This is a genomic window from Marseilla massiliensis (assembly GCF_016899855.1).
Lineage (GTDB): Bacteria > Bacteroidota > Bacteroidia > Bacteroidales > Bacteroidaceae > Prevotella.
Genome location: NZ_JACJJG010000019.1, coordinates 1 through 21,488 on the forward strand (window position 1 = coordinate 1; position 21,488 = coordinate 21,488).

At 42.1% G+C, this 21,488-nt stretch carries 16 protein-coding genes and 1 pseudogene; 9 read left to right on the forward strand and 8 right to left on the reverse strand.

Going from position 1 to position 21,488, the window contains the following annotated elements:
• The first annotated feature begins 631 nt into the window (after positions 1–631).
• A complete protein-coding gene (gene fabD / locus H6A34_RS05540; RefSeq protein WP_205104007.1) occupies positions 632–1,519 on the forward strand; it encodes an ACP S-malonyltransferase in 888 nt (295 codons plus the stop codon).
• Between the two features lie 90 nt (positions 1,520–1,609).
• Positions 1,610–3,783 (forward strand): annotated as a pseudogene (locus tag H6A34_RS05545) (alpha-amylase family glycosyl hydrolase).
• A 134-nt stretch (positions 3,784–3,917) separates the two neighbouring features.
• Here H6A34_RS05545 and H6A34_RS05550 read toward each other — a convergent pair.
• From H6A34_RS05550 to H6A34_RS05570, 5 genes are all read right to left on the reverse strand, one after another.
• On the reverse strand, positions 3,918–4,355 hold the full coding sequence (locus H6A34_RS05550) for a hypothetical protein (protein ID WP_021948209.1): 438 nt from the start codon (positions 4,353–4,355) through the stop codon (positions 3,918–3,920).
• 42 nt (positions 4,356–4,397) lie between these two features.
• A complete protein-coding gene (locus H6A34_RS05555; protein ID WP_205104009.1) occupies positions 4,398–5,261 on the reverse strand; it encodes a sigma-70 family RNA polymerase sigma factor in 864 nt (287 codons plus the stop codon).
• Between the two features lie 173 nt (positions 5,262–5,434).
• Entirely contained in the window at positions 5,435–6,892 is a 1,458-nt protein-coding gene (locus tag H6A34_RS05560) for a Do family serine endopeptidase (protein WP_021948207.1), read from the reverse strand.
• Between the two features lie 411 nt (positions 6,893–7,303).
• Entirely contained in the window at positions 7,304–9,682 is a 2,379-nt protein-coding gene (locus H6A34_RS05565; protein WP_205104011.1) for a TonB-dependent receptor, read from the reverse strand.
• A gap of 48 nt (positions 9,683–9,730) precedes the next feature.
• The gene (locus H6A34_RS05570; protein WP_021948205.1) at positions 9,731–10,702 is read right to left on the reverse strand and encodes a GNAT family N-acetyltransferase; all 972 of its coding nucleotides are present in this window, start codon (positions 10,700–10,702) and stop codon (positions 9,731–9,733) included.
• A gap of 110 nt (positions 10,703–10,812) precedes the next feature.
• Here H6A34_RS05570 and H6A34_RS05575 point away from each other — a divergent pair, with 110 nt between their 5' ends.
• From H6A34_RS05575 to H6A34_RS05595, 5 genes are all read left to right on the forward strand, one after another.
• Positions 10,813–11,340: a nitroreductase family protein gene (locus tag H6A34_RS05575; protein ID WP_021948204.1), complete on the forward strand. Its 528-nt coding sequence runs from the start codon at positions 10,813–10,815 to the stop codon at positions 11,338–11,340.
• 2 nt (positions 11,341–11,342) lie between these two features.
• Complete coding sequence (locus H6A34_RS05580; protein ID WP_205104013.1) at positions 11,343–12,125, forward strand: Rossmann-like and DUF2520 domain-containing protein; 783 nt, start codon at positions 11,343–11,345, stop codon at positions 12,123–12,125.
• Positions 12,126–12,128: 3 nt separating this feature from the next.
• Complete coding sequence (locus H6A34_RS05585; protein ID WP_205104015.1) at positions 12,129–12,647, forward strand: KdsC family phosphatase; 519 nt, start codon at positions 12,129–12,131, stop codon at positions 12,645–12,647.
• 249 nt (positions 12,648–12,896) lie between these two features.
• Positions 12,897–13,469 carry a Maf-like protein gene (locus H6A34_RS05590; protein ID WP_205104017.1) on the forward strand — a complete coding sequence of 191 codons (573 nt, stop codon included), beginning with the start codon at positions 12,897–12,899 and terminating at the stop codon, positions 13,467–13,469.
• 112 nt (positions 13,470–13,581) lie between these two features.
• On the forward strand, positions 13,582–14,220 hold the full coding sequence (locus tag H6A34_RS05595) for a DedA family protein (RefSeq protein ID WP_021948200.1): 639 nt from the start codon (positions 13,582–13,584) through the stop codon (positions 14,218–14,220).
• Between the two features lie 111 nt (positions 14,221–14,331).
• Here the strand turns inward: H6A34_RS05595 and H6A34_RS05600 are convergent, their stop codons facing one another.
• From H6A34_RS05600 to mltG, 3 genes are all read right to left on the reverse strand, one after another.
• Positions 14,332–15,762, reverse strand: a complete 1,431-nt coding sequence (locus H6A34_RS05600; RefSeq protein WP_205104018.1) for a tetratricopeptide repeat protein — start codon at positions 15,760–15,762, stop codon at positions 14,332–14,334.
• A gap of 6 nt (positions 15,763–15,768) precedes the next feature.
• Positions 15,769–17,487, reverse strand: coding sequence for a glutamine--tRNA ligase/YqeY domain fusion protein (locus H6A34_RS05605; RefSeq protein WP_205104019.1), 1,719 nt, complete (start codon positions 17,485–17,487; stop codon positions 15,769–15,771).
• A 108-nt stretch (positions 17,488–17,595) separates the two neighbouring features.
• Positions 17,596–18,621 (reverse strand): endolytic transglycosylase MltG, encoded by a 1,026-nt coding sequence (gene mltG, locus H6A34_RS05610; RefSeq protein ID WP_205104020.1) that lies wholly within the window; start codon positions 18,619–18,621, stop codon positions 17,596–17,598.
• Between the two features lie 755 nt (positions 18,622–19,376).
• On the opposite strand from mltG, the gene H6A34_RS05615 reads away from it, so the two are divergent.
• Together H6A34_RS05615 and H6A34_RS05620 are read left to right on the forward strand one after the other, a co-directional pair.
• Positions 19,377–19,979: a riboflavin synthase gene (locus H6A34_RS05615; protein ID WP_021947413.1), complete on the forward strand. Its 603-nt coding sequence runs from the start codon at positions 19,377–19,379 to the stop codon at positions 19,977–19,979.
• Positions 19,980–20,162: 183 nt separating this feature from the next.
• Entirely contained in the window at positions 20,163–21,488 is a 1,326-nt protein-coding gene (locus H6A34_RS05620) for a TolC family protein (protein WP_205104021.1), read from the forward strand.

Consider the following 21,488-nt stretch of genomic DNA (forward strand, 5'->3'; position numbering starts at 1 on the left):
GGCAACAACACCCCGGAGACGGCGCACGCCGGGAGCGGCGAACAAAAACGGCTGTGGAAAAGAAAAAAAACGGTGGGGCATGGAGGAAATGACAATGGAAGATAGTATCTTTGCTGCGATTTTGTCAGGCGGCCCCGCGGGGCAGCCTGACAAAGACCGGGAATGTAAAGTAAAGCAGCACATTTCCCGATGCGATGTCAACTATTCCAGTACCTCTATCCAGAGTGTGTAAAATAATGTAGTTTATTTAAACAAAAACTGTCAACCTATTTCAGGAAAAGACAGTCGTAAACAAGTCGTTTCCCAAAATACGGTCTTTTACCTTATAATTGATGGCCTTTTACAACATGAAAGACCGTCTGTTGCAAGCCCAAACATGCCGTTTTACGTAATGTCGCATATTTCATGAATAAGTGGTATGCCAATCTTTCGTGTATGCGCAGACATGCTTGGGCCGTCCGCAGTAAACGTAAAGGCCGCTTAAACACACCGTTAGGACGGCTCTCTTTGTGTGTATCGGTGACTGTCGTACCAGCTCATATTTATTTATAAATATGTTATTACTTGCATGTATTAAGAAAAATTGCTAAATTTGCAGGCTAAATAACTAATAGTAAACTTTTTATAAAAGATGAAAGCATTTGTTTTTCCCGGACAGGGAGCACAATTTGTCGGTATGGGCAAAGACCTGTATGACAACAATCCTTTAGCAAAGGAACTTTTTGACAAGGCCAACGATATTCTTGGTTACAACATTACCGATATCATGTTCAACGGAACGGACGAGGAACTCAAGCAGACAAAGGTTACCCAGCCGGCCGTATTCCTCCACAGCGTTATAAGTGCGTTGTGCATGGGAGATGATTTTGCGCCCTCGATGGTTGCAGGCCACTCTCTTGGCGAATTTTCTGCGCTCGTAGCTGCCGGTGCGTTGAGTTTTGAGGATGGCTTGAAACTGGTTTATGCCCGTGCTATGGCAATGCAGAAGGCATGTGACGCTGCTCCTTCGACAATGGCCGCCATTATCGGCTTGCCGGACGAAAAGGTAGAGGAGATATGTGCTGGGATCAATAAGGAAGGACATGTATGTGTGCCCGCAAATTTCAACTGCCCTGGCCAGCTTGTTATTAGCGGTAATATAGAGGCTATCAACGAAGCATGCGAGAAGCTGAAAGCTGCAGGCGCAAAGCGTGCTTTACCACTGAAGGTAGGTGGCGCGTTCCACTCTCCACTTATGCAGCCGGCAAAGGATGAGCTTCAGGCTGCGATAGAAAAGACGGAGTTCAACACTCCTAAATGCCCAGTTTACCAGAACGTTGACGGCAAGCCGCATACGGATCCGGCAGAAATAAAGGCAAACTTGATTGCCCAACTTACAAGCTCGGTAAAGTGGACATCATGTGTACAGTCAATGATTGCTGACGGTGCAGATGACTTTACAGAATGCGGACCTGGCAAAGCTTTGCAAGGCATGATTGCCCGTATAGACAAGAATGTAGCCGCTCACGGAATTGCTTGAACTAATTGTTAAATTAATAACTACAAAAGAGTAAGCAGAGACATGTGGCAATCATTCCTGCTTACTCTTTTTGTTTGATAAATATGGACCATGGAAAATGACAAAATAATAATATATCAAGTCTTTACACGTCTGTTGGGAAACCGTATGTGTAATTGTAAAGAGAATGGAACCTTGGCTGAAAACGGTTGTGGAAAGTTTGGTTTCTTTGACGGTACAGTTCTTCGAAGAATAAAAAAATTAGGCGTGACACACGTTTGGTACACTGGTGTGATAAGGCATGCTTCGAAGACGGATTATTCGAGATTTGGAATACCGAAGCAACATCCGGCCGTAGTAAAGGGTAATGCCGGCTCTCCGTATGCCATTGTGGATTATTATGATGTTGATCCAGATTTGGCCGACGACGTTAATAACAGAATGGGTGAATTCGAGTCGCTAGTAGAACGTACGCATAAAGCCGGTCTGAAAGTCATTATGGACTTTGTTCCAAATCATGTGGCAAGGCAATATAAGTCGATAAGTAAACCTGTAGGAGTTGTCGATTTAGGGGAGAATGATGACAAAAATATGGGATTCTCACCGAAAAATAATTTTTATTATTGTGTGAACACGCAGTTTGAGCCTTATTTCGACTTGAATGATAATGAAGGGATACCATATTATGAATACCCTTCCAAAGCTACGGGTAATGATCATTTTGACAATCATCCGGGGATGAACGACTGGTATGAGACAGTAAAACTTAATTATGGTATAGACTATTGTGATGCAGGTGGGCGTTCATCTCATTTTGACCCAATTCCGGATACATGGCTAAAGATGCTTGATATTCTTATGTTTTGGGCCGGAAAGGGGGTTGATGGTTTCCGTTGTGATATGGCGGAGATGGTTCCTACTGAATTTTGGTCATGGGTAATTGAAAAGGTAAAGTCCAAATATCCAGAGTTGTTATTTATTGGGGAGGTATACAATCCGTCTTTGTACCGAAGCTTTGTTTCAAGTGGTTTCGATTATCTGTATGATAAAGTGGGTATGTATGACTGTTTGTGTGGAATAATGAGAGGTGCATGTCCGGCTAAAGCCATAACATGGCAATGGCAAAATGTTGACGACATAAGCGGACACATGCTTTATTTTCTTGAGAATCATGATGAAGTTCGTCTCGCAAGTGATTTTCTTGCAGGAGATGCACGTAAAGGAATACCAGCCTTGATTGTTAGTTCCTTGATGAATAGAAATCCTTTTATGCTTTATGCCGGTCAGGAATATGGCGAGCGTGGAATGGACAAGGAAGGTTTTAGTGGTTGTGACGGACGCACTACAATTTTCGATTACTGGACGGTTCCCGCTTTATATAAAGGTTATGTAAATAGAAGAAAGCTGACGCTAGGGGATAAATATATAGAGGAAAGGTATTCGCGTATATTGAATTTGGCTAAAACTGAAAAAGCGATCCGTTTTGGGGCTTTTTTCGATTTAATGTACGCGAATGAAGAAAATTACGCATTTGACACATATCATCAATATGCGTTCTTGCGCAAGGCTGATAACGAAGTTATATTGGTTGTCGTCAATTTTTCTGACAAGGATGTCGAATGTGGAATACGTTTGCCCCGTCACGCGTTTGATTATCTTGATATGCCTGAAACCGTTGTCAGGGCATATAACATATTTTCAGATGATGAACCTGAGTGTTTTGACCTAAAGGCTGATGATTTAGTTAAAGTTAAAATCAAGGCTTATGATGGTGTTGCATATAAATTTTATATTGAAAATAATTGAGGTTTGTGATGGAAGATAAGTTCATTTTAAATTCGCATAACAAGGAAGAGTTCCCTCCAGCACATACTGCAGAACATCTGTTAAACCAAACTATGATAAGGATGTTTGGTTGTGAGAGGTCGAAAAATGCTCACATCGAACGTAAGAAAAGTAAAATTAGCTATATTCTTGACCATAAGCCAGACCGCAAGGAGGAAAAAGAGATAGAACGTAGAATGAATGAACTTATTGCGGAGGATTTACCTGTTACGTTCGAGTTTGTTAATAAAGACAACGTGCCAGCAGACGTTTCATTGGATAAATTGCCAGATGATGCATCTGAAACGATACGTTTGGTACATATCGGCGATTATGACGTCTGTCCTTGTATTGGTAAGCATGTACGTTCAACGTCACAGATTGGACGTTTCGAGATGCTTGGAACTAATTGGGATGAAATAACACATTCGTTCAGGATACGTTTTAAAATCATTCAATGAATGGAAATTCATTTTCATCCTCGTTTACGCAAAGATGTCGTCTTCTAAGTAAGAAAGACGACATCTTGTTATGATTTGCAATATGATACTTTGACAATATCTAATTAAATGAATTGTTGTTGTGGCATGCGATACTATTGTGCAGCCTCTATTTCGTAATTGTCGGGTTTTATTGCTGTGAAATGAAAATCGTTAGTGCTAACGCTTTTTATGTCGTAATTGCCAGCCTTGACGTATTTATTTTTCATTTTTTGGTATTTCTTTTCTATGTCCTTGCGTTTAAGAGCAAAACTGATAACGCATGTTCGATGTTCAAGACCTAAACTGGTGAAATAGTTTTTCAGTTGGTATGAATAGTTGTCACGGCTTACAAGAAAATCGTTTTTGTCATTAATCCAGGCACTGTCAATTTCTTGAATATCTGTAAAATAAACAGTTGAGTCGTTGAATGACGCTGCAAACCCGAAAGCATAAAGTTTTGGTACACACTTTAATTTTGCTGAAGCATTAATTGTCCAGCCACATATTATCATAACGGCAACGGCCATTATGAGATTCTTGTATGATTTCATTCTTACAAATTTGATTATTATCCTTAATTCTATCGTTTATACCTATTGTCCAAGGTATGACTTTAATAACTTGTTTTTAGTACTGTGGCGTAAGCGTCTTATCGCCTTTTCCTTGATTTGACGTACACGTTCACGTGTCAATCCATATTTGTCGCCGATCTCTTCGAGTGTCATTTCTGGCTGGTTAATACCGAAAAATGCTTCTATAATATTACGTTCTCGTTCATTCAGGGTTTGTAAAGCCCGATTTATTTCTTCACGCAATGATTCCAGTACGAGCTTTTTGTCTGCCATTGGTGAGTCATTGTTCGGTAGTACATCAAGAAGACTATTATCCTCGCCATCTGCAAACGGTGCGTCTACGGACACATGTCGGCTGCTTACCTTCATCGCTTCTTCAATCTTGTCTTGCGGTATATCCACGTTGTCGGCGATTTCGTCAATGCTTGGACGACGTTCGTGTTCCTGCTCAAACTTATTGAGTACACGATTGATTTTATTTACTGAGCCGACCTGATTCAATGGCAGGCGTACTATACGGCTTTGCTCGGCGATGGCCTGAAGTATGCTTTGGCGTATCCACCATACGGCATATGATATAAACTTGAAGCCCCTTGTCTCGTCAAATTTTTCGGCAGCTTTTATCAAGCCAACGTTACCCTCGTTAATCAGGTCAGGCAAGCTAAGGCCTTGATTTTGATATTGCTTCGCTACGGAGACAACAAATCTTAAATTGGCTTTTGTCAATTTTTCAAGCGCCTTGCGGTCGCCTTGTTTTATACGCTGAGCCAACTCAACCTCTTCTTCTACACTGATAAGCTCCTCATGGCCTATTTCTTGCAGGTATTTGTCCAACGAGTCACTCTCTCGGTTGGTTATTGATTTTGTGATTTTCAGTTGTCTCATTGCGTATAAATTTAAAGTATTTGCAAAAATAATGATTTTCCATTTAAATAGCAAATATTTTCTATCTTTTTATTTTCAAAAAATATTTATCGATTTGATAAAATAAAAAATCCTCATCCGTCAATTTTAATAACTTGAAGACGGATGAGGATCAGTTTGTTATTTAGTGTTTATCAGTCATTTTGCAGAGGTACTGCGAAGTAAGCTTTTTTGCCTGTAGGATAAATGCCTTGTATGTAAAGTACCGGCTCCTTGCTGGTCGAAGCTTCTCTTACAGCCTTTTGCAGGTCAGAGATGGTTGTCATTGGTATGTCGTTTACTTTCTGGATGATGAATCCTTTATTAATTCCGGCGTCCTTAAGGGCTCCGTTGTTGATTCTCATCACTACAAGTCCATTGTTTATGTTGAGCTGTCTCTTTTCCGAGTCGTTGATTTCACGGAAGTTCCCACCGAGAACGTCAAGGTCGGCATGCTTTACGACATCTGTATTGCCCTGTTGGTTTTTAAGGGTAAGGGTTGCGGTTTTGCTCTTTTTGTTGCGTAAGTATGTTATTGTAATCTTGTCGCCAGGGCGTTTGTTTGCCAGATACTCCTGTAGTTCGGCCATTTTCTTGAGTTTCTTGCCGTCAACAGCAGTTATGACATCGCCTTTTTGCAGACCGGCTTCGGCGCCAGCGCTTCCGTCTTCAACGTTGTCAATATATATTCCTTCCATTGTGCCAAGGTCAACTTCTTTACCTTCTTCTTTCATTTTGTCATAATAGTCGTTGGCGTTGATGCCTTGTATTCCGATCATGGCTCTTTGCACGGTTCCGTACTGTTTGAGATCTGCTACCACTTTATTCATGATGGTGGTCGGTATGGCGAAACCATAACCAGTGTAGCTTTGTGTCGGTGACACCAGCATGGCGTTTATTCCAACAAGTTCACCTTGCGTGTTAACAAGTGCGCCGCCGGAATTTCCAGCGTTAATGGCTGCATCTGTCTGGATGAACGATTCAACTCCGTTTGCGCCAATCGTACGTGCTTTGGCGCTTACAATACCAGCAGTAACGGTTGAGTTAAGATTGAATGGATTGCCTACGGCTAAAACCCATTCACCGACTTTCAATTTGTTGCTGTCGCCGATTGGCAGGGTGGGAAGATCTTTAGCGTCAACCTTTATCAGGGCGAGATCCGTCGTTTTATCGGTACCTACGATACGTGCCGAGAATTCACGGTTGTCGTTTAAAGTTACCGTAAGTTCATCTGCACCCTCTACAACGTGGTTGTTTGTCACGATGTAGCCATCTGCCGATATTATTACTCCGGAGCCGGCACCTTCGCGTTTAGGGGTTTGTACTTTACGCTTTGTTGTTCCTCCAGGATTGCCAAAGAAACCAAATGGGTCGAAGAAGTCTCCGAATGGGTCAGACTGCATTTCCACAGTCTGTATTTTGCTGTTTTGCAGATACCTGATGTGTACTACGGCAGGCAGAGCCTTTTCAGCGGCATATGTCAGGTCGACCGGTTGCCCTGGCATGCTGTTCACGTTATTGGTGTTTGCGTTCACCTTAATGAAAGCTCCTGCTGAAAATGCGATTGCGATAATGCATATCGCAGATACAAAATAGTTAGATAACTTTTTCATTTTCATTTATGTTATTTTTGATTGATACTTTCATTTTGATTTTCATGTCTGCAAATTTAGAAGCAAAAAATGTTAATCAGTCATTTTGTCCATCATATTTGTCCTCTTTTAACACTAAAAATGTCATCGTTAACGGCTCTTAGTGGGAAATAGATATAATTTTACATTCGTTTGAAATGGAGAAAATATGTTTTGAATGTGAATATATCAAAACTAAATGTGCCAATGTCATGCGATAGATGGTCTTTTGACAAATAAAAAGACGTCAGTCATCAGCCAAAAGGCCGTCTTTTGTGATGCAAAAAACGGCCTTTCGTAATTTGTTTGGTTTTAATGTATTATATGTGTTGTTGTGACTTGTCAGCAGAAGCATTTATGTGCGTTCAAAAAACTTTGTTACGTGCCGTTGTGTCAGAACTCGAAAGAAGCCCTTACATTGATTTGTCTGCCAGTAAGATAGTTAGGTACGGCATATTGCTGGTTTGTCACGTCGGTTACCCAATAATATGAGTTTACGTTGTTAATGCCCAAAAGGTTCAGGCAATCAACACCAAGCCAGATGTTTTTGAATATAGACTTGCGTTCTCGTTTGTCATTATCGAACAGGCGGTAACTCATTCCTATATCCGCACGTTTGTATGCCGGAGCTCTAAACGGCATAGTGTCAAGGCTGCGGTGGGGCGCTCCGAACGGCAGTCCGTCGGCATAGGCCAGTCTCAGTGACATCCGCCAGCGGGTAGTTCCCGGGAAATAGTCCGTAAAAAACAGGTTTAAAGCATATCTTTGGTCGGTAGGCATAGGTATGCTTTTGCCGTTTATGTTTATTCTTGTATTCATTAATGACAGACTGACCCACGAGTCGGTGCCAGGTACGAACTCTCCGTACAACTTTAAGTCCAATCCCATGGCATGGCCACTACACTGCTGGCTGGCATCATATACTATTTTTAAGTTGTCCACGGTGTATGGTATGATATTAGACAATGCCTTGTAATACGCTTCAGCCGTAAATTTGTAAGGTCTATTTTTCATCTTGAAACGATAGTCGAATCCAGCAATGAAATGTATTGAGCGTTGGCTCTTTATGTCACGATTAAGTGTTGCATATGTTATTCCGTTGACCGTTGTTGTATCACGAAGTTCTTTAAAGAATGGCGCCTGATAGTATATGCCAGTGGCAAATCGTAATGTTACGTCGTGGTTGAACGCAGGTATGATTCCAAGTGATACTCTCGGACTTATTATGCTTTCTTTATTGAAGTTCCAATGGCTGAACCTTATTCCGTAGTTCAGAGTGAAGAAAGTATGTCCGCCACGGCTGGTGAAGCGCCATGTATCTTGCGCATATGCTTCAATGCGGTTGGCATCCAGGCTGTTGCGTGCGTTAAGCGAATATATCATATAAAGGTCTTCACCGGTATGTGGTATGCTGTAACCACTTGAGTCACGCATTTCATATTCCTTGCTGTTTTCCTTTATACTTTCAATTTTGTATGTTAACCCGGCTTCGATGTCGTGTTTTTTTGTTTTATGGTTAAATGTGAGTTTCGCGCTTTTGACCGTTGCTTCAAGGTAGTTGCGGGCATGCTCCATGTAAGTTCCTACTCCAAGGTTTTCGCTCGTTTCTGTCTGTGTCAGCCAATATTGTCCTTGTATGTCGTATTTTTCCTGCTCATTTGTGTGGAATGCTGCTGCGCTGAGCGATAATTTTGTATTTTTTCCGAATTTTCTCGTTATGCTCAGTGAACCGAAATATGTACGGAATATATCTTTTTCCTGTCCGTCAAAGTATACCCTGAATGATTTTACGTTTTCCATTGTACCGAACCTTGTCTCCCTGTCTTCCGGGTAGAAGTTATAATGATTCTCGGAAATATCGCCCAACAGTTCTATTGACCATCGGTCACTCGGCTCGTATGTAAGGTAAGTTTGATAGTCAAGGAAGTTCGGTTGGTATTCGCCTTTTGTTTCAAGTGTTCCTAAAAGGTATTTGTTTGTTTTATATCTTATTCCGTTACTCCATGAAATTTTTTTTGTGCTGAAGCCAATATAAGCACTTGCACCTAACAAACTGGCAGATACGTTAGCCTCAAATTTTTTAGGTCTTTTGTATTTTATGTCAAGTACTGAAGACATTTTGTCTCCATATTTTGCTTCAAAACCACCAGTCGAGAAACCAACAGACTCGACCATATCAGGGTTGATTATGGATAAACCTTCTTGTTGGCCGCTACGTACAAGGAACGGACGGTATATTTCTACATTGTTAATATATACGCTGTTCTCGTCGAAGCTGCCGCCACGTACATTATATTGTGATGAGAGCTCGCTGTGAGTGGACACTCCGGCTTGTGACTGTATCATTTCCTCTACGGCATTTCCTGTTACACTTGGAGCGTTTTTCATGTCTTTTGTGTCCAGTTTCTGTGTGCTTCCCATTTGTCGTTTTTCTTCCGTAACAGTTACTCCTGCGAGTTGATTATCATCATACAACTGTATAAGCAGGGTCTGTTTACCTTTAGGCCGTCGTAGAACGCGGGTCTTTGTCTTGTAGCCAACCATGGAGAATCTTACTACAATACTGTCGCTTGATTGTAGTTTCATTGAAAATTCACCTTTAAGGTTGGTCATCGTCATTTTTCCTTGTTGGACAACTGCTACGGTTGCGAGTTCAACCGGATTCATTTCGCTGTCAGTGACCCTTCCTTGGAGCGTAAATGTCTGTGCTTTTATACCTGTAAAGCATAAAAGCAGCATTATTATAATGATGTTATAGCGTATTCTTGTCATTTGGTATATAACGAAGGATAATCGTGATTATTGTAATAAATCAGTCATTTACTCCCTATAACACCATGACAGAAAGTCGTTGATCCATTTTATTGAGCACCTGAACCATCGGTATGTACCGACTGGTTTGCCACCGAATCCAAGTATGAATTCACGAAATTTATTTTTCTTAAATGGCAACCCTACGTCCATGAAGTATATATGTCTGTAATGTTGTTGGTGAGCGTGTTTTATCGCAGCCCATACAGTGGCGGCGTTTGCTTGCTTTCTGTGTAATTTATGTTTTGTAGCGAGATACCACAGATAACAATTGTCGTCTGAATACACGCATAGGCAACCGCCGGTAACCTCACCTTTATAACGGGTGGTGAAAAAGTTGCAGTTGTTGCTTTTGATTAATTCGGTAAATAGTTTTGAATCAGGGATGTAACGCCTTATTTTTAGTGTTATATAATTTTTCAGGATTCTAAAGAATGCGTAGAAATCTTCTTTTGACTTCGAGATGCCTGCTGTTATACCGTATCGCCGTGAGTTGGTTATGTATTTTTTCATCTTCGGTGTAAGACGTCTTGTCGGACTCATACTGTGCAACGAGTTATGTATTTCCATCCAATGTACAGGAAAGAAACCATTGTTCCTGAACAGACGGTAACCGAACATTTTTGAGCTTAAATCGCTGAATTCTATATACAGGCATAAGTTGCGCCGTAGTTTTTTTATAGTTTCCTTGAGCATTAGCCCGAAAATGTTTTCTTTGTCGTATCCCGGTTTATATTCCCCTTCACCATAAACACGGCCTTGAGTAAAGAGGTACGGAGGAAGTAACGACCCGCGTCGACGTAACATCACAAGCATGTGGGCAACAATGTCGTTACCGTCATAAGCTATCGCCATGTATGGTTTTTGTCCATGAGTGTTTTCCATGACCCGGAACAGTTCTTCACTATGGAAGAAGTTGCGGCACTGCATTGGCGGTAGTTCTTCGCTTTTAGATATTATGACAACTTTAGTTTCGTTCATAGCGCAAAAATAATAAATCTTTTCTAAAAAACAATAAGTGTTCCACAAATTGAATTATAAATATATACCTTTGCGGTTAAATTATAAGCTTTGATAAAATTCGGGATATAATGGGAGATTTCATTAACTTGATTCAGAAACGACGGAGTTGCAGAAAATTTGCCGAAGGTGATATAAGTGCGGACAATGTCCAGTTGATATTACGCGCAGCCTTGATGTCTCCCTCCTCACGTAACCGTCAATTATGGGAGTTTGTAGTAGTCGATGACGGTATCCTGCTTGACAAACTTGCGGACTCAAAAGAAACCGGGGCTCAGTTTTTACGCCAGTCGGCATTTGCTGTTGTTGTATTAGGCAATCCTGCGGATAATGACTGCTGGATTGAGGATGGCTCAATTGCCGCTTATTCCATGCAGTTGCAGGCTGAAGACCTTGGACTCGGTTCTTGTTGGGCGCAAATGAGAGGGCGCAGCCTGTCAGACGGTACGTCTGCCGATGACGTTATTCATGGAATTCTGGAGATACCGGCTGAGATGAAGGTATTATGTGTTATCGGGTTTGGTCAAAAGGGAAATGCTTGTTCTTTACGTGATGAGGATACGTTGAAATGGGAAAACGTACATATAAATAAATATTGATAATGAAGATTGTTATGATAGGCGCCGGTAATCTTGCAACTAATTTAGGCAAGGCTCTGCTTGATTCCGGCAATGATATTTTGCAAGTTTACAGTAGGACCCTTCGTTCGGCCTCTGCTTTGGCGGGATTGTTGGGCGGCTCTCCTGTTACGGATTTTGGTTCGATTAGTAACGATGCGGACGTTTACATCGTGTCTGTAAGGGATAACGTCATTGCGGATATCGTCCCGAAACTATGCAGGGGGCGTGAAGAAAAGGTGTTCTTACATACTGCGGGAAGTGTACCGATGAGCCTGTTTGAGGGAATGGCCTTGCATTTTGGCGTACTGTATCCAATGCAGACATTCTCGAAGAGTAAATTATTGAATTTTAATGAAATACCATGCTTTGTTGAAGGAAATGATGATTTTGCCTTCGAGACAGTGAACAGCCTTGCAGGCAGTATATCGTCAAAGGTATATCTGCTAAACTCCGAAGCACGGAAACACTTACATCTTGCGGCTGTTTTTGCTTGTAATTTTGTTAATCATTGCTATTCCATATCATCTGATATATTGGCAAAGCATGATATCCCGTTTGATGTAATGCTGCCTTTGATTGACGAGACAGCGCGCAAGGTACATGTGATGTCGCCCAAAGAGGCGCAAACAGGTCCGGCAATAAGGTACGACCAGAATGTTATCAGGATGCAGTCGGACATGTTGAGGAACAATCCGCTCATCAAACAAATTTATGAATATATGAGCGTAAGTATTCATCATACGTATAAAAGTGAGGGAGAATAGGACATGATAAATTATGATTTGAGTAAAATCAGGGCCGTTATTTTTGATGTCGACGGTGTCCTAAGCGCTGAAACTATACCGTTGCATCCGTCAGGCGAGCCAATGCGTACTGTTAATATCAAGGATGGATATGCTATACAGTTTGCCCAAAAACAAGGACTAAGAATCGCGATAATGACCGGAGGCACAACTGAAAGTGTGCGCTTGCGTTACGAACATCTCGGTGTTGAGGATATATTCATGGGATGTTCCGTGAAAATAAAGACTTATGATGAGTTTATCAAACGTTACGGCCTGAAAGATGACGAGGTTATTTATGCCGGTGACGACATTCCTGACTATGAGGTTATGTGTCGTTGCGGTTGTCCATGTTGCCCTTCCGACGCATGTCCGGACATTAAGTCAATAAGTAAGTATATCAGCAGGCATGCCGGGGGCTATGGTTTCGGGCGTGATATTATAGAGCAAGTGCTTCGTTCACAAGACAAGTGGCTTAACGATTCCAAGGCTTTTGGATGGTAATGTGCAGGTAAACTGTTTATAAAATGCGTTTTTTCATGAAACAAAACATGGCCTTTAGCTTAATAAAAGACCGTAAATTACGACGTAAAAGGCTGTCGTTTGGATTTGAAAGAATTGTATGTTTAAATGCTTATGATTTAGTTTGAATCAGCATGTGATTCTGTTTGAATATATACAAACAGGCAGATAAATGTAATTGTTTTTAAACCATAGCTTGTTAAGGGTGAGGATATAAAGAATAATTTTAAAATGAAAAAAGAGTATCATCTCATTTTAAGCAGTAACAGTCCACGTCGCAAGGAGTTGCTTGCTGGCCTGGATTTAGATTTTGAGATTCGGGTTTTGTCAGGCGTTAGTGAGTGCTATCCTCCAGATTTGCCTGTTGATGAAATAGCTGAGTACATTGCAAAGGAAAAAGCAGAGGCTTATAGAAGCGGGTTGAACGGTGACAATCTTGTAATTACCGCCGATACTGTAGTAGTGCTTGGCGACAAAGTTCTTGGTAAGCCGAGGACATTGGACGAGGCAAAGGATATGTTGCGTATGTTGAGCGGGCGGACCCACCGTGTTGTTACGGGGGTATGCCTTAGCACGGCAGATAAACAGAGGAGTTTCTCCGTGGTGACAGAAGTCACGTTCAAGACCCTTTCGGATGTTGAGATAGACTATTATGTTGAGAAATACAAGCCTTTAGATAAAGCTGGAGCTTATGGAATCCAGGAATGGATAGGTTATGTTGGCGTTACATCAATCCGTGGAAGCTATTTTAATGTAATGGGATTGCCTGTACAGCGCATATATGACGAATTGCAGAATTTCTGATGTCGCATTGCCGTCATTAAGTGTTTCGAGCATGTATCATCGGCATTATTCGGCTATTTATTCGTTAATTACGTAATAAGTAAGTAACTTTGCACAAAAATTTTATAATTAGATGAATTCAGCAGAATTATTCAGATGGGTGTTGGAGAACCTTGATTATTGGGTCGTAACCATTTTTATGGCCATTGAGAGTTCTTTCATACCGTTTCCGTCAGAAGTAGTAGTGCCGCCAGCAGCTTGGAAAGCGATGGCCGACGGAAGTATGAACATCGTTCTTGTCGTAGTGTTTGCTACACTCGGTGCTAATGTTGGTGCGTTGTTTAATTACTATCTCGCACGTTGGTTGGGGCGACCGATTATATATAAGTTCGCCGATAGCCGTATAGGACACATGTGCCTGATTGACCGTAAAAGCGTGGAACATGCAGAGCAATTCTTCCGTGACCATGGAGCGGCCTCAACATTCTTCGGCAGGTTAATACCGGCTGTACGCCAATTGATAAGTATTCCGGCAGGTTTGGCACGTATGCGCATGGATCATTTCCTGCTTTATACGACCCTTGGTGCTGGCATCTGGAATTCTGTTTTGGCGTTGATAGGTTATTCTATTTACCGGTTTACGGATCTAAAGACAACTAACGATGTATATCTTTTAGCTACGAAATATAGCCATGAAATAGGGTATGTACTGTTGGCTTTGGCTGTTGTTATCGTCGCGATATTGGTCTATAAGGGATTGAAAAAGAAATAAACGGAATCAGTTTATACGCATTAAGGCCGCCAATACATTCTTTCCAATGACAGGAATCATGTATTGGCGGCCTTGTTTTTATAAATTTCAAGATGTTAAGTTGCAGCCAACTTACTTATCTTCATTCTTTATCTTGTCCGACATGTATTGGTAGTAATCTTTAGGATCCATATTTTTGGGAAACAGTTTTCCTAAGACAAGTTTTGCGTCTTGAGGCGTATATCTTGCTGCTTTGTCAAGATTATTCAGGAATTCGTCCCATTTGCATAATGAATAGCAGCATGCTGCATAGTAAGCATAGCCGTCATGCCAGTTTTTATTACTTTTGAAGAGCATGCCGAACATCTTGTAGGCCAGAATGTTATCACCGCTTTCAAAAACAGTTATTGCTATTTTTGTAAATATATTAGGTGAATAGCCTGACTCTTTCATGGCTTGCATGAAATACTTTTTAGCCTCCAAGAAGTGTCCGTTACCTATCAGCAAATTGCCTCTGTATACAAGCATTTCGTTGTGATCGCATGAGAGATGGTCTGTCTTATCCATTATTTTCATGCTTTCGTCAATCCTGTTGAGGCGGCAAAGGGCAAATGCCCAGTCCTTATATATGTCCACAAGATTAGGCGATTGAGGCGCTGACAGCCTTTCGGCTTTTTCAAAATGTATTGTGGATTCTTCGAACTTGTCAAGAAGGAGATAACAGAAACCTATAAGCATTTCCCCGTTTTCGTCTGTAGGGCATAGTTCGGAATAGCGAAGGTAATACTTTAATGCTTCTGTATAGTTCCCAAGATTGTACAGCCCGTTGGCCTTGTTCAGCAGGGCGGTGGCGTTTTGCGGATTGATGGCTATTGAGTATTCGCTGCTTTGTATGGACTCTTCAATATTGTTGCTGAAGAATTGGGCCGAAGCAAGTGAATTCCAATATTGAGTTGAAAACGGGTCATTGTCAATAAGGTTGTTAAACAGTTCCTTGCTCTTTTCATAGTCTCCACGTTCCATGAAAATTCTTGCAGCTTGTTCCTTATATTCAACGGATTCCGTATCCTCCGACTTTGCCAGCCACATTTCGGCTTCATTTACGGAGTCATAGTCGATGAAAAGCGCAGCCACGTCAATCGCATAGAAATCCTTGTCCTCATCGTCAACATCGGAATAGCGCTCTTCAAGATATGCATCCGCTTGTTTTACCAACCCTTGGGCCAGCAGGATTTCAGCCTTCATATAGAAATATTCCAAGTCAGACTTGTCTTCAATCATTTCCGTGAAGTATTCAGCCTGCTCGACATTATTATGCTCTATGAGCTCAAGCCTTGCCTTGAAAAGTAGGGGGGCAGCACTTCCTGGGTATATGGATAAAGCTTCTTCGATTATTTCAGAGGCTCGTTGGGCGTTGCCGTTATTGTAATAATATTCGGCAACGTCAACAAGTTCGTCAGAGTCAAGCATGGCGTAAGTGTCATGCTTTTCTGCTTCCTCATATTGTTTAAGGATATTCTTGAAATCCTTTGAACGGAAATAATCTTCGGAGTTGTATGCCATTATAGTTTATCCTTTGTTTATTTTCGACCATGTATCTTTTAAGCCGACGGTCTTGTTGTAAACAAGATGTTCGCTTGTCGAGTCAAGGTCTGCCATAAAATATCCTATTCGTTGGAATTGCAGATATTCACCTGGCTGTTTTTCGGCTGCATAATTTTCTACATAACAGTTCTTTAGTACCGTAAGAGAGTCTGGGTTAAGCAGTTCCCTGAAGTCGCGTTCATCAGCCGATGGGTTCTCTACATTGAACAGTCTGTCGTAAATCCTGATTTCAGCTTTCTTGCAATGATCGGCGCTTACCCAGTGGAGGGTGCCTTTTACTTTGCGGTTCGCCCCTTCCATGCCGCTCTTGCTCATCGGGTCATATTCTGCCTGTATTTCTGTTATGTTGCCGTTTTTGTCCTTTGTGCAGCCCGTACATTTTATAATATATGCATTCTTTAGACGTACTTCGCGTCCAGGAGTCATTCTGAAAAACTTTTTGGGCGCATCTTCCATGAAGTCTTCACGTTCTATCCATAGGTTCTTGCTGAATGTAATCTTATGTGTACCGTCAGCTTCATTTTCCGGATTATTGACAGCTTCCATATCTTCAGTCTGTCCGTCAGGATAGTTCGTGATTACGAGTTTAACCGGATTGAGTACGGCTGACACTCGGATTGCCCGTTTGTTTAGGTCATCACGTACGGCCGCTTCAAGCAGAGCCATATCGTTAAGGGCGTCAAACTTGGTGTAACCGATACTCCGGATAAAGTTCTTGATACTTTCAGGAGAGTAGCCGCGACGGCGCATTCCGCACAGTGTGGGCATACGCGGATCGCCCCATCCGTTTACCTGATGTTCGTCAACGAGCGCATGCAGTTTGCGCTTGCTCATTACAGTATATGTCAGATTGAGTCGGTTGAATTCAATCTGGCGTGGGCGAAAATCGTTTAGATTGTCGCCTTCACCCTTGTATATTTTCAGCTCGTCGATAAATTTGTCGTACAGAGGACGGTGGGGCACGAACTCAAGAGTACAGATAGAGTGTGTTACCCCCTCGAAGTAGTCACTTTGTCCGTGTGCAAAGTCATACATTGGGTATGCATGCCATTTCGTTCCGGTACGATGATGAGGCGTATGGATTATACGGTACATTATCGGGTCGCGGAAATGCATGTTCGGGTTGGCCATGTCGAGCTTCGCGCGTAGAACCATGGAGCCTTCCTCTACGTCAGGAGTGTTCATCTTATGGAAGAGTTCAAGATTTTCCTCAACAGGACGGTCACGGTAAGGCGACGGAGTTCCGGGTTGCGTAGGTGTTCCTTTTTGTTCCGCTATCTCTTCGCTTGTCTGTTCGTCGATATATGCCATACCTTGCTTTATCATCCATTCGGCAAAGTCCCAAAGTTGCTGGAAATAGTCTGATGCGTAATACACGTTTGCCCAATGGAAACCGAGCCACTTGATATCGTTGAGTATGGAGTCAACATATTCGGTATCTTCCTTGCTCGGGTTGGTGTCGTCAAAACGCAGGTTGCAGATTCCTCCATAGTTCTCGGCTACACCGAAGTCCATGCAGATAGCCTTGGCATGGCCAATATGCAGATAGCCGTTGGGCTCCGGCGGGAAACGTGTCTGTATACGTCCGCCGTTCTTACCTTCTTCCAAATCTTTCTCAACGAACTGCTCTACGAAGCTGAGGCTCTTTTTCTCTTCGTTGATGTTTTCCTCTATTATACTCATGGATATTCTTGTTTTATTTATTCAATGTTATGATTATCGGGCTGTTTTGGTGTCCTATTGCATATTTATAATGTATGTTGAGGTTATCAGGACATCTTTCGGCCTTCATTATTTTATACCTCTTTTATTCAGTGCTTCTGAGTATTTTGCCGCATTTTCCAAGTGCTCGCTGTATGTTTCGGCAAAATTATGCGTGCCGCTGAAGTCCTCTTTGGCGCACATGTACAGATAGTTATGGTGTACATGGTTAAGCACCGCGTCAATACCTGCCACAGTCGGAATCCTTATAGGGCCTGGCGGTAAGCCAGTGTTTTTGTAGGTGTTATATGGACTGTTGACATTCAACATGTTATGGTATATACGGCGAATGTCAAAATCTTTCATGGCAAACTTGATTGTAGGATCTGCCTGGAGTGGCATGTTTGCTTTCAGGCGGTTGTAATACATGCCGGCTACCATCGGTTTTTCGGCATCATTGGCTGTTTCTTCATCAACAATGCTTGCCAGTGTTATGACTTCCTCTTCGGTAAAGCCCATCGCCTCGGCTTTCTGTTTCCGTTCGAAATTCCAGAACTTTTTGCTTTCAGCATCCATTTTGTCGAGGAACTTGTCTACAGGAGTGTTCCAATACACTTCGTATGTGTTGGGAATGAACATGCACAACATCGTTTCGGGTGTGTATCCATACTTGGCGCAAGTGGTCGAGTCGGTAAGCGCTTTGTATATGCTGAGGCTGTCTGCCATAAGTTTTTTCGCCAATGCACCGGCCAGCCGGTCGGCAGTACGTACGCTCGGAATGGTTAGCCGTACGGAAGATTGCAGTCCGTTCTTAAGTTTCCTGAATACGGTAAAGGCGCTGTTGCCGTCTTCTATCTCATATCGTCCTGTGCGGATGTTCTCTTCGTATGAGCTGTGCCGTACCAAGGTCTTGAACCCCGACATGGCGTGATGTGACGCAATAGTGTCGAGTTTGGCGTAAACCGAGTCTATGTTGTCATCCTCGTCGATGTATACAACACGGTTTCCGCCATCGGCAATCATTGATGTGAAAAAGTAGTAATAGCATAAGAAAAGTATCACGCCAAGGCAAGCCACTGCCGGGATGACAAATTTCTTTGAGCCGATTTTTTTCATTTTATGTTGTTTTTGATGGCAAAATTACATTTATTTTTTGAAATATAGGTCTATATCCCATTATATTTTAGAGATTGTTTAATTGTTGTTAAGCATATCATGCCGTCTTGATTGCCATGCGCTATAAGTACGGTTGTTAGCAGGCAATGTTTTTGCCATATTGTCATAGTGCGTCTTTAGCGTTGCCAAAGACGGCAAACCGGAGCTCTAAAGACGGCGTTTCGACGGCTAAACGACGGCCTTTGGCAACCGTTTTGACGGTCTTTTATAAGGTTTTGATTATCAGTGTGTTATGAATTGAACCAACTGTGCCATTTTGTCATGCCTGTAATGTTGTTATATATAAATAGGTGGTATGTTGTAACCTTTGTTATGAAGTCTTATTTAGGACATAATGTACAATTGTAGCATATGTTACGTAATAATGTTTTTATTTATTAATTTCACGGTGAAATATTTGGCGGGAAACAATTTTATGCCTATCTTTGCAGTACAAACAGAGATATACAGGCCGTATTAGTTCGATCGGGATACTCATCAATAAAAAAACGAAAACCGAGATGACTTCTTTTGCTGATGGCGGGCCACATTGCCGTAAGGCATAGCTGTAAAGCCGGTGGATTACAAAGGCGGAGAGCTCTCAAATCTTATATAGCTCGGAGTTTTCATCACATCACTGGTACGGTCTTTTTTATAACAGTGGGCAGGACAAGTTCCTGCCCATATTATTAATGTAAAATACAAACAAACGTATCATGTTTTCCGGAATTGTTGAAGAGACGGCCATCGTTACGGCGGTAGAAAAGTACAAGGGCAATGTAGATATCACTCTAAAGTGTTCGTTTGCCGGTGATTTGAAGATAGACCAGAGCGTGTCGCATAACGGAGTATGCCTCACGGTAGTGCGTCTTGGTGAAGGATGCTATACGGTAACTGCGATGAAGGAAACTCTCGATCGCTCAAACTTGGGTTTGCTGAAGGCTGGCGACAAGGTCAACGTGGAGCGTTCAATGATGATGAACGGCCGTCTTGACGGGCATATCGTGCAGGGACATGTGGATATGACGGCCGAGTGTGTCAGCATGAAAGACGCTGACGGCAGCACTTATTTTACGTTCAAGTATCACTATGACAAGGAGATGGCACGCCGTGGTTATTTCACTGTTGACAAAGGCAGCGTGACAGTCAATGGTGTATCGCTTACCGTCTGCGAACCGACTGACGATACTTTTACCGTGGCAATAATACCTTATACGTTTGAACACACTAATTTCAGCGATATAACTGTAGGCACAAAGGTTAATATAGAGTTTGACATTCTTGGCAAATATATAGCAAGACTTCAGGAATTGAAGTAAAACATGATGTTTTGCTTTTATCACGGTTGCTTGCAGAATGTGCAATGTTAAATGAATTTAACATACTATTGAAAATATCGACAAAATGGATGTGAGTCTCTACTAACTTCGGACATATATCCATTTTGTTTTATTTATACTCTTTTTCTTTTTACTTTTGCATAGTGCAATCAATGCAAGAATATGGAAAAAGAGAAGATTTTAATATTTTGTACCTTGTTGTTTGCCGCAAATTATCTGTTTGCCGCAACTCCGAAACAATGGACGTTAAAGGACTGCATCGATTATGCCCTGGAGCATAATATTAGTGTTAAGACAGGTAGATTGTCCGTGCTGTCAGCCAATGAAGATATCAAAGAGGCGCGTGCAAAGCTGTTTCCCACACTATCGTTTTCTACTACGCATCAAGGAGGATATAGTCCGTTTGTGGACGGAGATGGCGGAACTGAAGACAAAGGCAGTTATTCAGGGGATTACGGACTAAATGCCAGCTGGACGGTATGGGACGGTAATGCCAACAGAAATACATTAAAACAACAGGAAATAATAGGACAGCAACAGGAATTGGGGCTTGAAGAAAATATTAATGATATCCAGGAGCAAATCTTGCAGTTGTATATCCAGGTGCTGTATGTTGCCGAAGCAGTGAATGTCAATGCCCAAATACTTGACATAAGCAGGCAAAACGCAGAGCGTGGAGCCGAAATGTATAATGTCGGTTCGTTGTCTAAGGCTGATCTGTCACAGCTCGAGGCGCAGGTCGCGACAGATGAGTATAATCTTGTTAACATGCAGGGCCAGCTTGAAGACTATAAACAGCAAATGAAATATCTGCTCAGGTTGGATTATGATACCGATTTCGATATAGCCGTTCCGTCTTCAACGGACGATCAGGCTCTTGCCATAGTGCCGTCATCACAGGAAGTCTTGGCGGATGCCTTAGTGAAGCGTCCCGAGATAAAGAAAGCCTTGCTTGACATAGATTGTAGTGAACTTGGCATAGACATAGCAAAGGCCGGGTATAAACCTACGGTTCGCCTTACCGGAGGTATTGGCACGAGCACTGTTACCGGGACTAACATGGCTTGGGGAAGCCAGATGAAAGGAAACTTTAACGGTTCTATAGGAGTAACTTTGAGCGTACCTATATTCGATAATCGGGCGGCAAAGACATCTGTAAATAAAGCACAGCTTGAGTTGCAGCAATCAAAAGACGAGATTGACGATGCCAAGAGTAATCTTGCGTTGACAATTCAAGGATATTGGATAAATGCCACTACCAACCAGCAGAGATTCAGGTCTGCTGTTGTGAGCGTAAATAGCGCGCAGGACAGTTATGACCTGTTGAGCGAACAGTTCAGGCTGGGACTGAAGAACATTGTTGAGCTGACAAATGCCAAGACCACTTTACTCAACGCCCAGCAGAGCCGTCTTGAAAGTAAATATATGGCTATACTTTACTTACAGATGCTGAATTTCTATAGAGGAGAAGAAATGAACCTGATATAA

Excerpts from the sequence above, each read along its gene's own strand:
- H6A34_RS05605 (WP_205104019.1), bottom strand. The coding sequence starts at position 17,487 with ATGAGTATAATAGAGGAAAACATCAACGAAGAGAAAAAGAGCCTCAGC.
- mltG (WP_205104020.1), bottom strand. The coding sequence starts at position 18,621 with ATGAAAAAAATCGGCTCAAAGAAATTTGTCATCCCGGCAGTGGCTTGC.
- H6A34_RS05580 (WP_205104013.1), top strand. The coding sequence starts at position 11,343 with ATGAAGATTGTTATGATAGGCGCCGGTAATCTTGCAACTAATTTAGGC.
- H6A34_RS05600 (WP_205104018.1), bottom strand. The coding sequence starts at position 15,762 with ATGGCATACAACTCCGAAGATTATTTCCGTTCAAAGGATTTCAAGAAT.
- H6A34_RS05550 (WP_021948209.1), bottom strand. The coding sequence starts at position 4,355 with ATGAAATCATACAAGAATCTCATAATGGCCGTTGCCGTTATGATAATA.
- H6A34_RS05595 (WP_021948200.1), top strand. The coding sequence starts at position 13,582 with ATGAATTCAGCAGAATTATTCAGATGGGTGTTGGAGAACCTTGATTAT.
- H6A34_RS05575 (WP_021948204.1), top strand. The coding sequence starts at position 10,813 with ATGGGAGATTTCATTAACTTGATTCAGAAACGACGGAGTTGCAGAAAA.
- H6A34_RS05565 (WP_205104011.1), bottom strand. The coding sequence starts at position 9,682 with ATGACAAGAATACGCTATAACATCATTATAATAATGCTGCTTTTATGC.
- H6A34_RS05585 (WP_205104015.1), top strand. The coding sequence starts at position 12,129 with ATGATAAATTATGATTTGAGTAAAATCAGGGCCGTTATTTTTGATGTC.
- H6A34_RS05570 (WP_021948205.1), bottom strand. The coding sequence starts at position 10,702 with ATGAACGAAACTAAAGTTGTCATAATATCTAAAAGCGAAGAACTACCG.
- fabD (WP_205104007.1), top strand. The coding sequence starts at position 632 with ATGAAAGCATTTGTTTTTCCCGGACAGGGAGCACAATTTGTCGGTATG.
- H6A34_RS05615 (WP_021947413.1), top strand. The coding sequence starts at position 19,377 with ATGTTTTCCGGAATTGTTGAAGAGACGGCCATCGTTACGGCGGTAGAA.
- H6A34_RS05555 (WP_205104009.1), bottom strand. The coding sequence starts at position 5,261 with ATGAGACAACTGAAAATCACAAAATCAATAACCAACCGAGAGAGTGAC.
- H6A34_RS05620 (WP_205104021.1), top strand. The coding sequence starts at position 20,163 with ATGGAAAAAGAGAAGATTTTAATATTTTGTACCTTGTTGTTTGCCGCA.
- H6A34_RS05590 (WP_205104017.1), top strand. The coding sequence starts at position 12,897 with ATGAAAAAAGAGTATCATCTCATTTTAAGCAGTAACAGTCCACGTCGC.
- H6A34_RS05560 (WP_021948207.1), bottom strand. The coding sequence starts at position 6,892 with ATGAAAAAGTTATCTAACTATTTTGTATCTGCGATATGCATTATCGCA.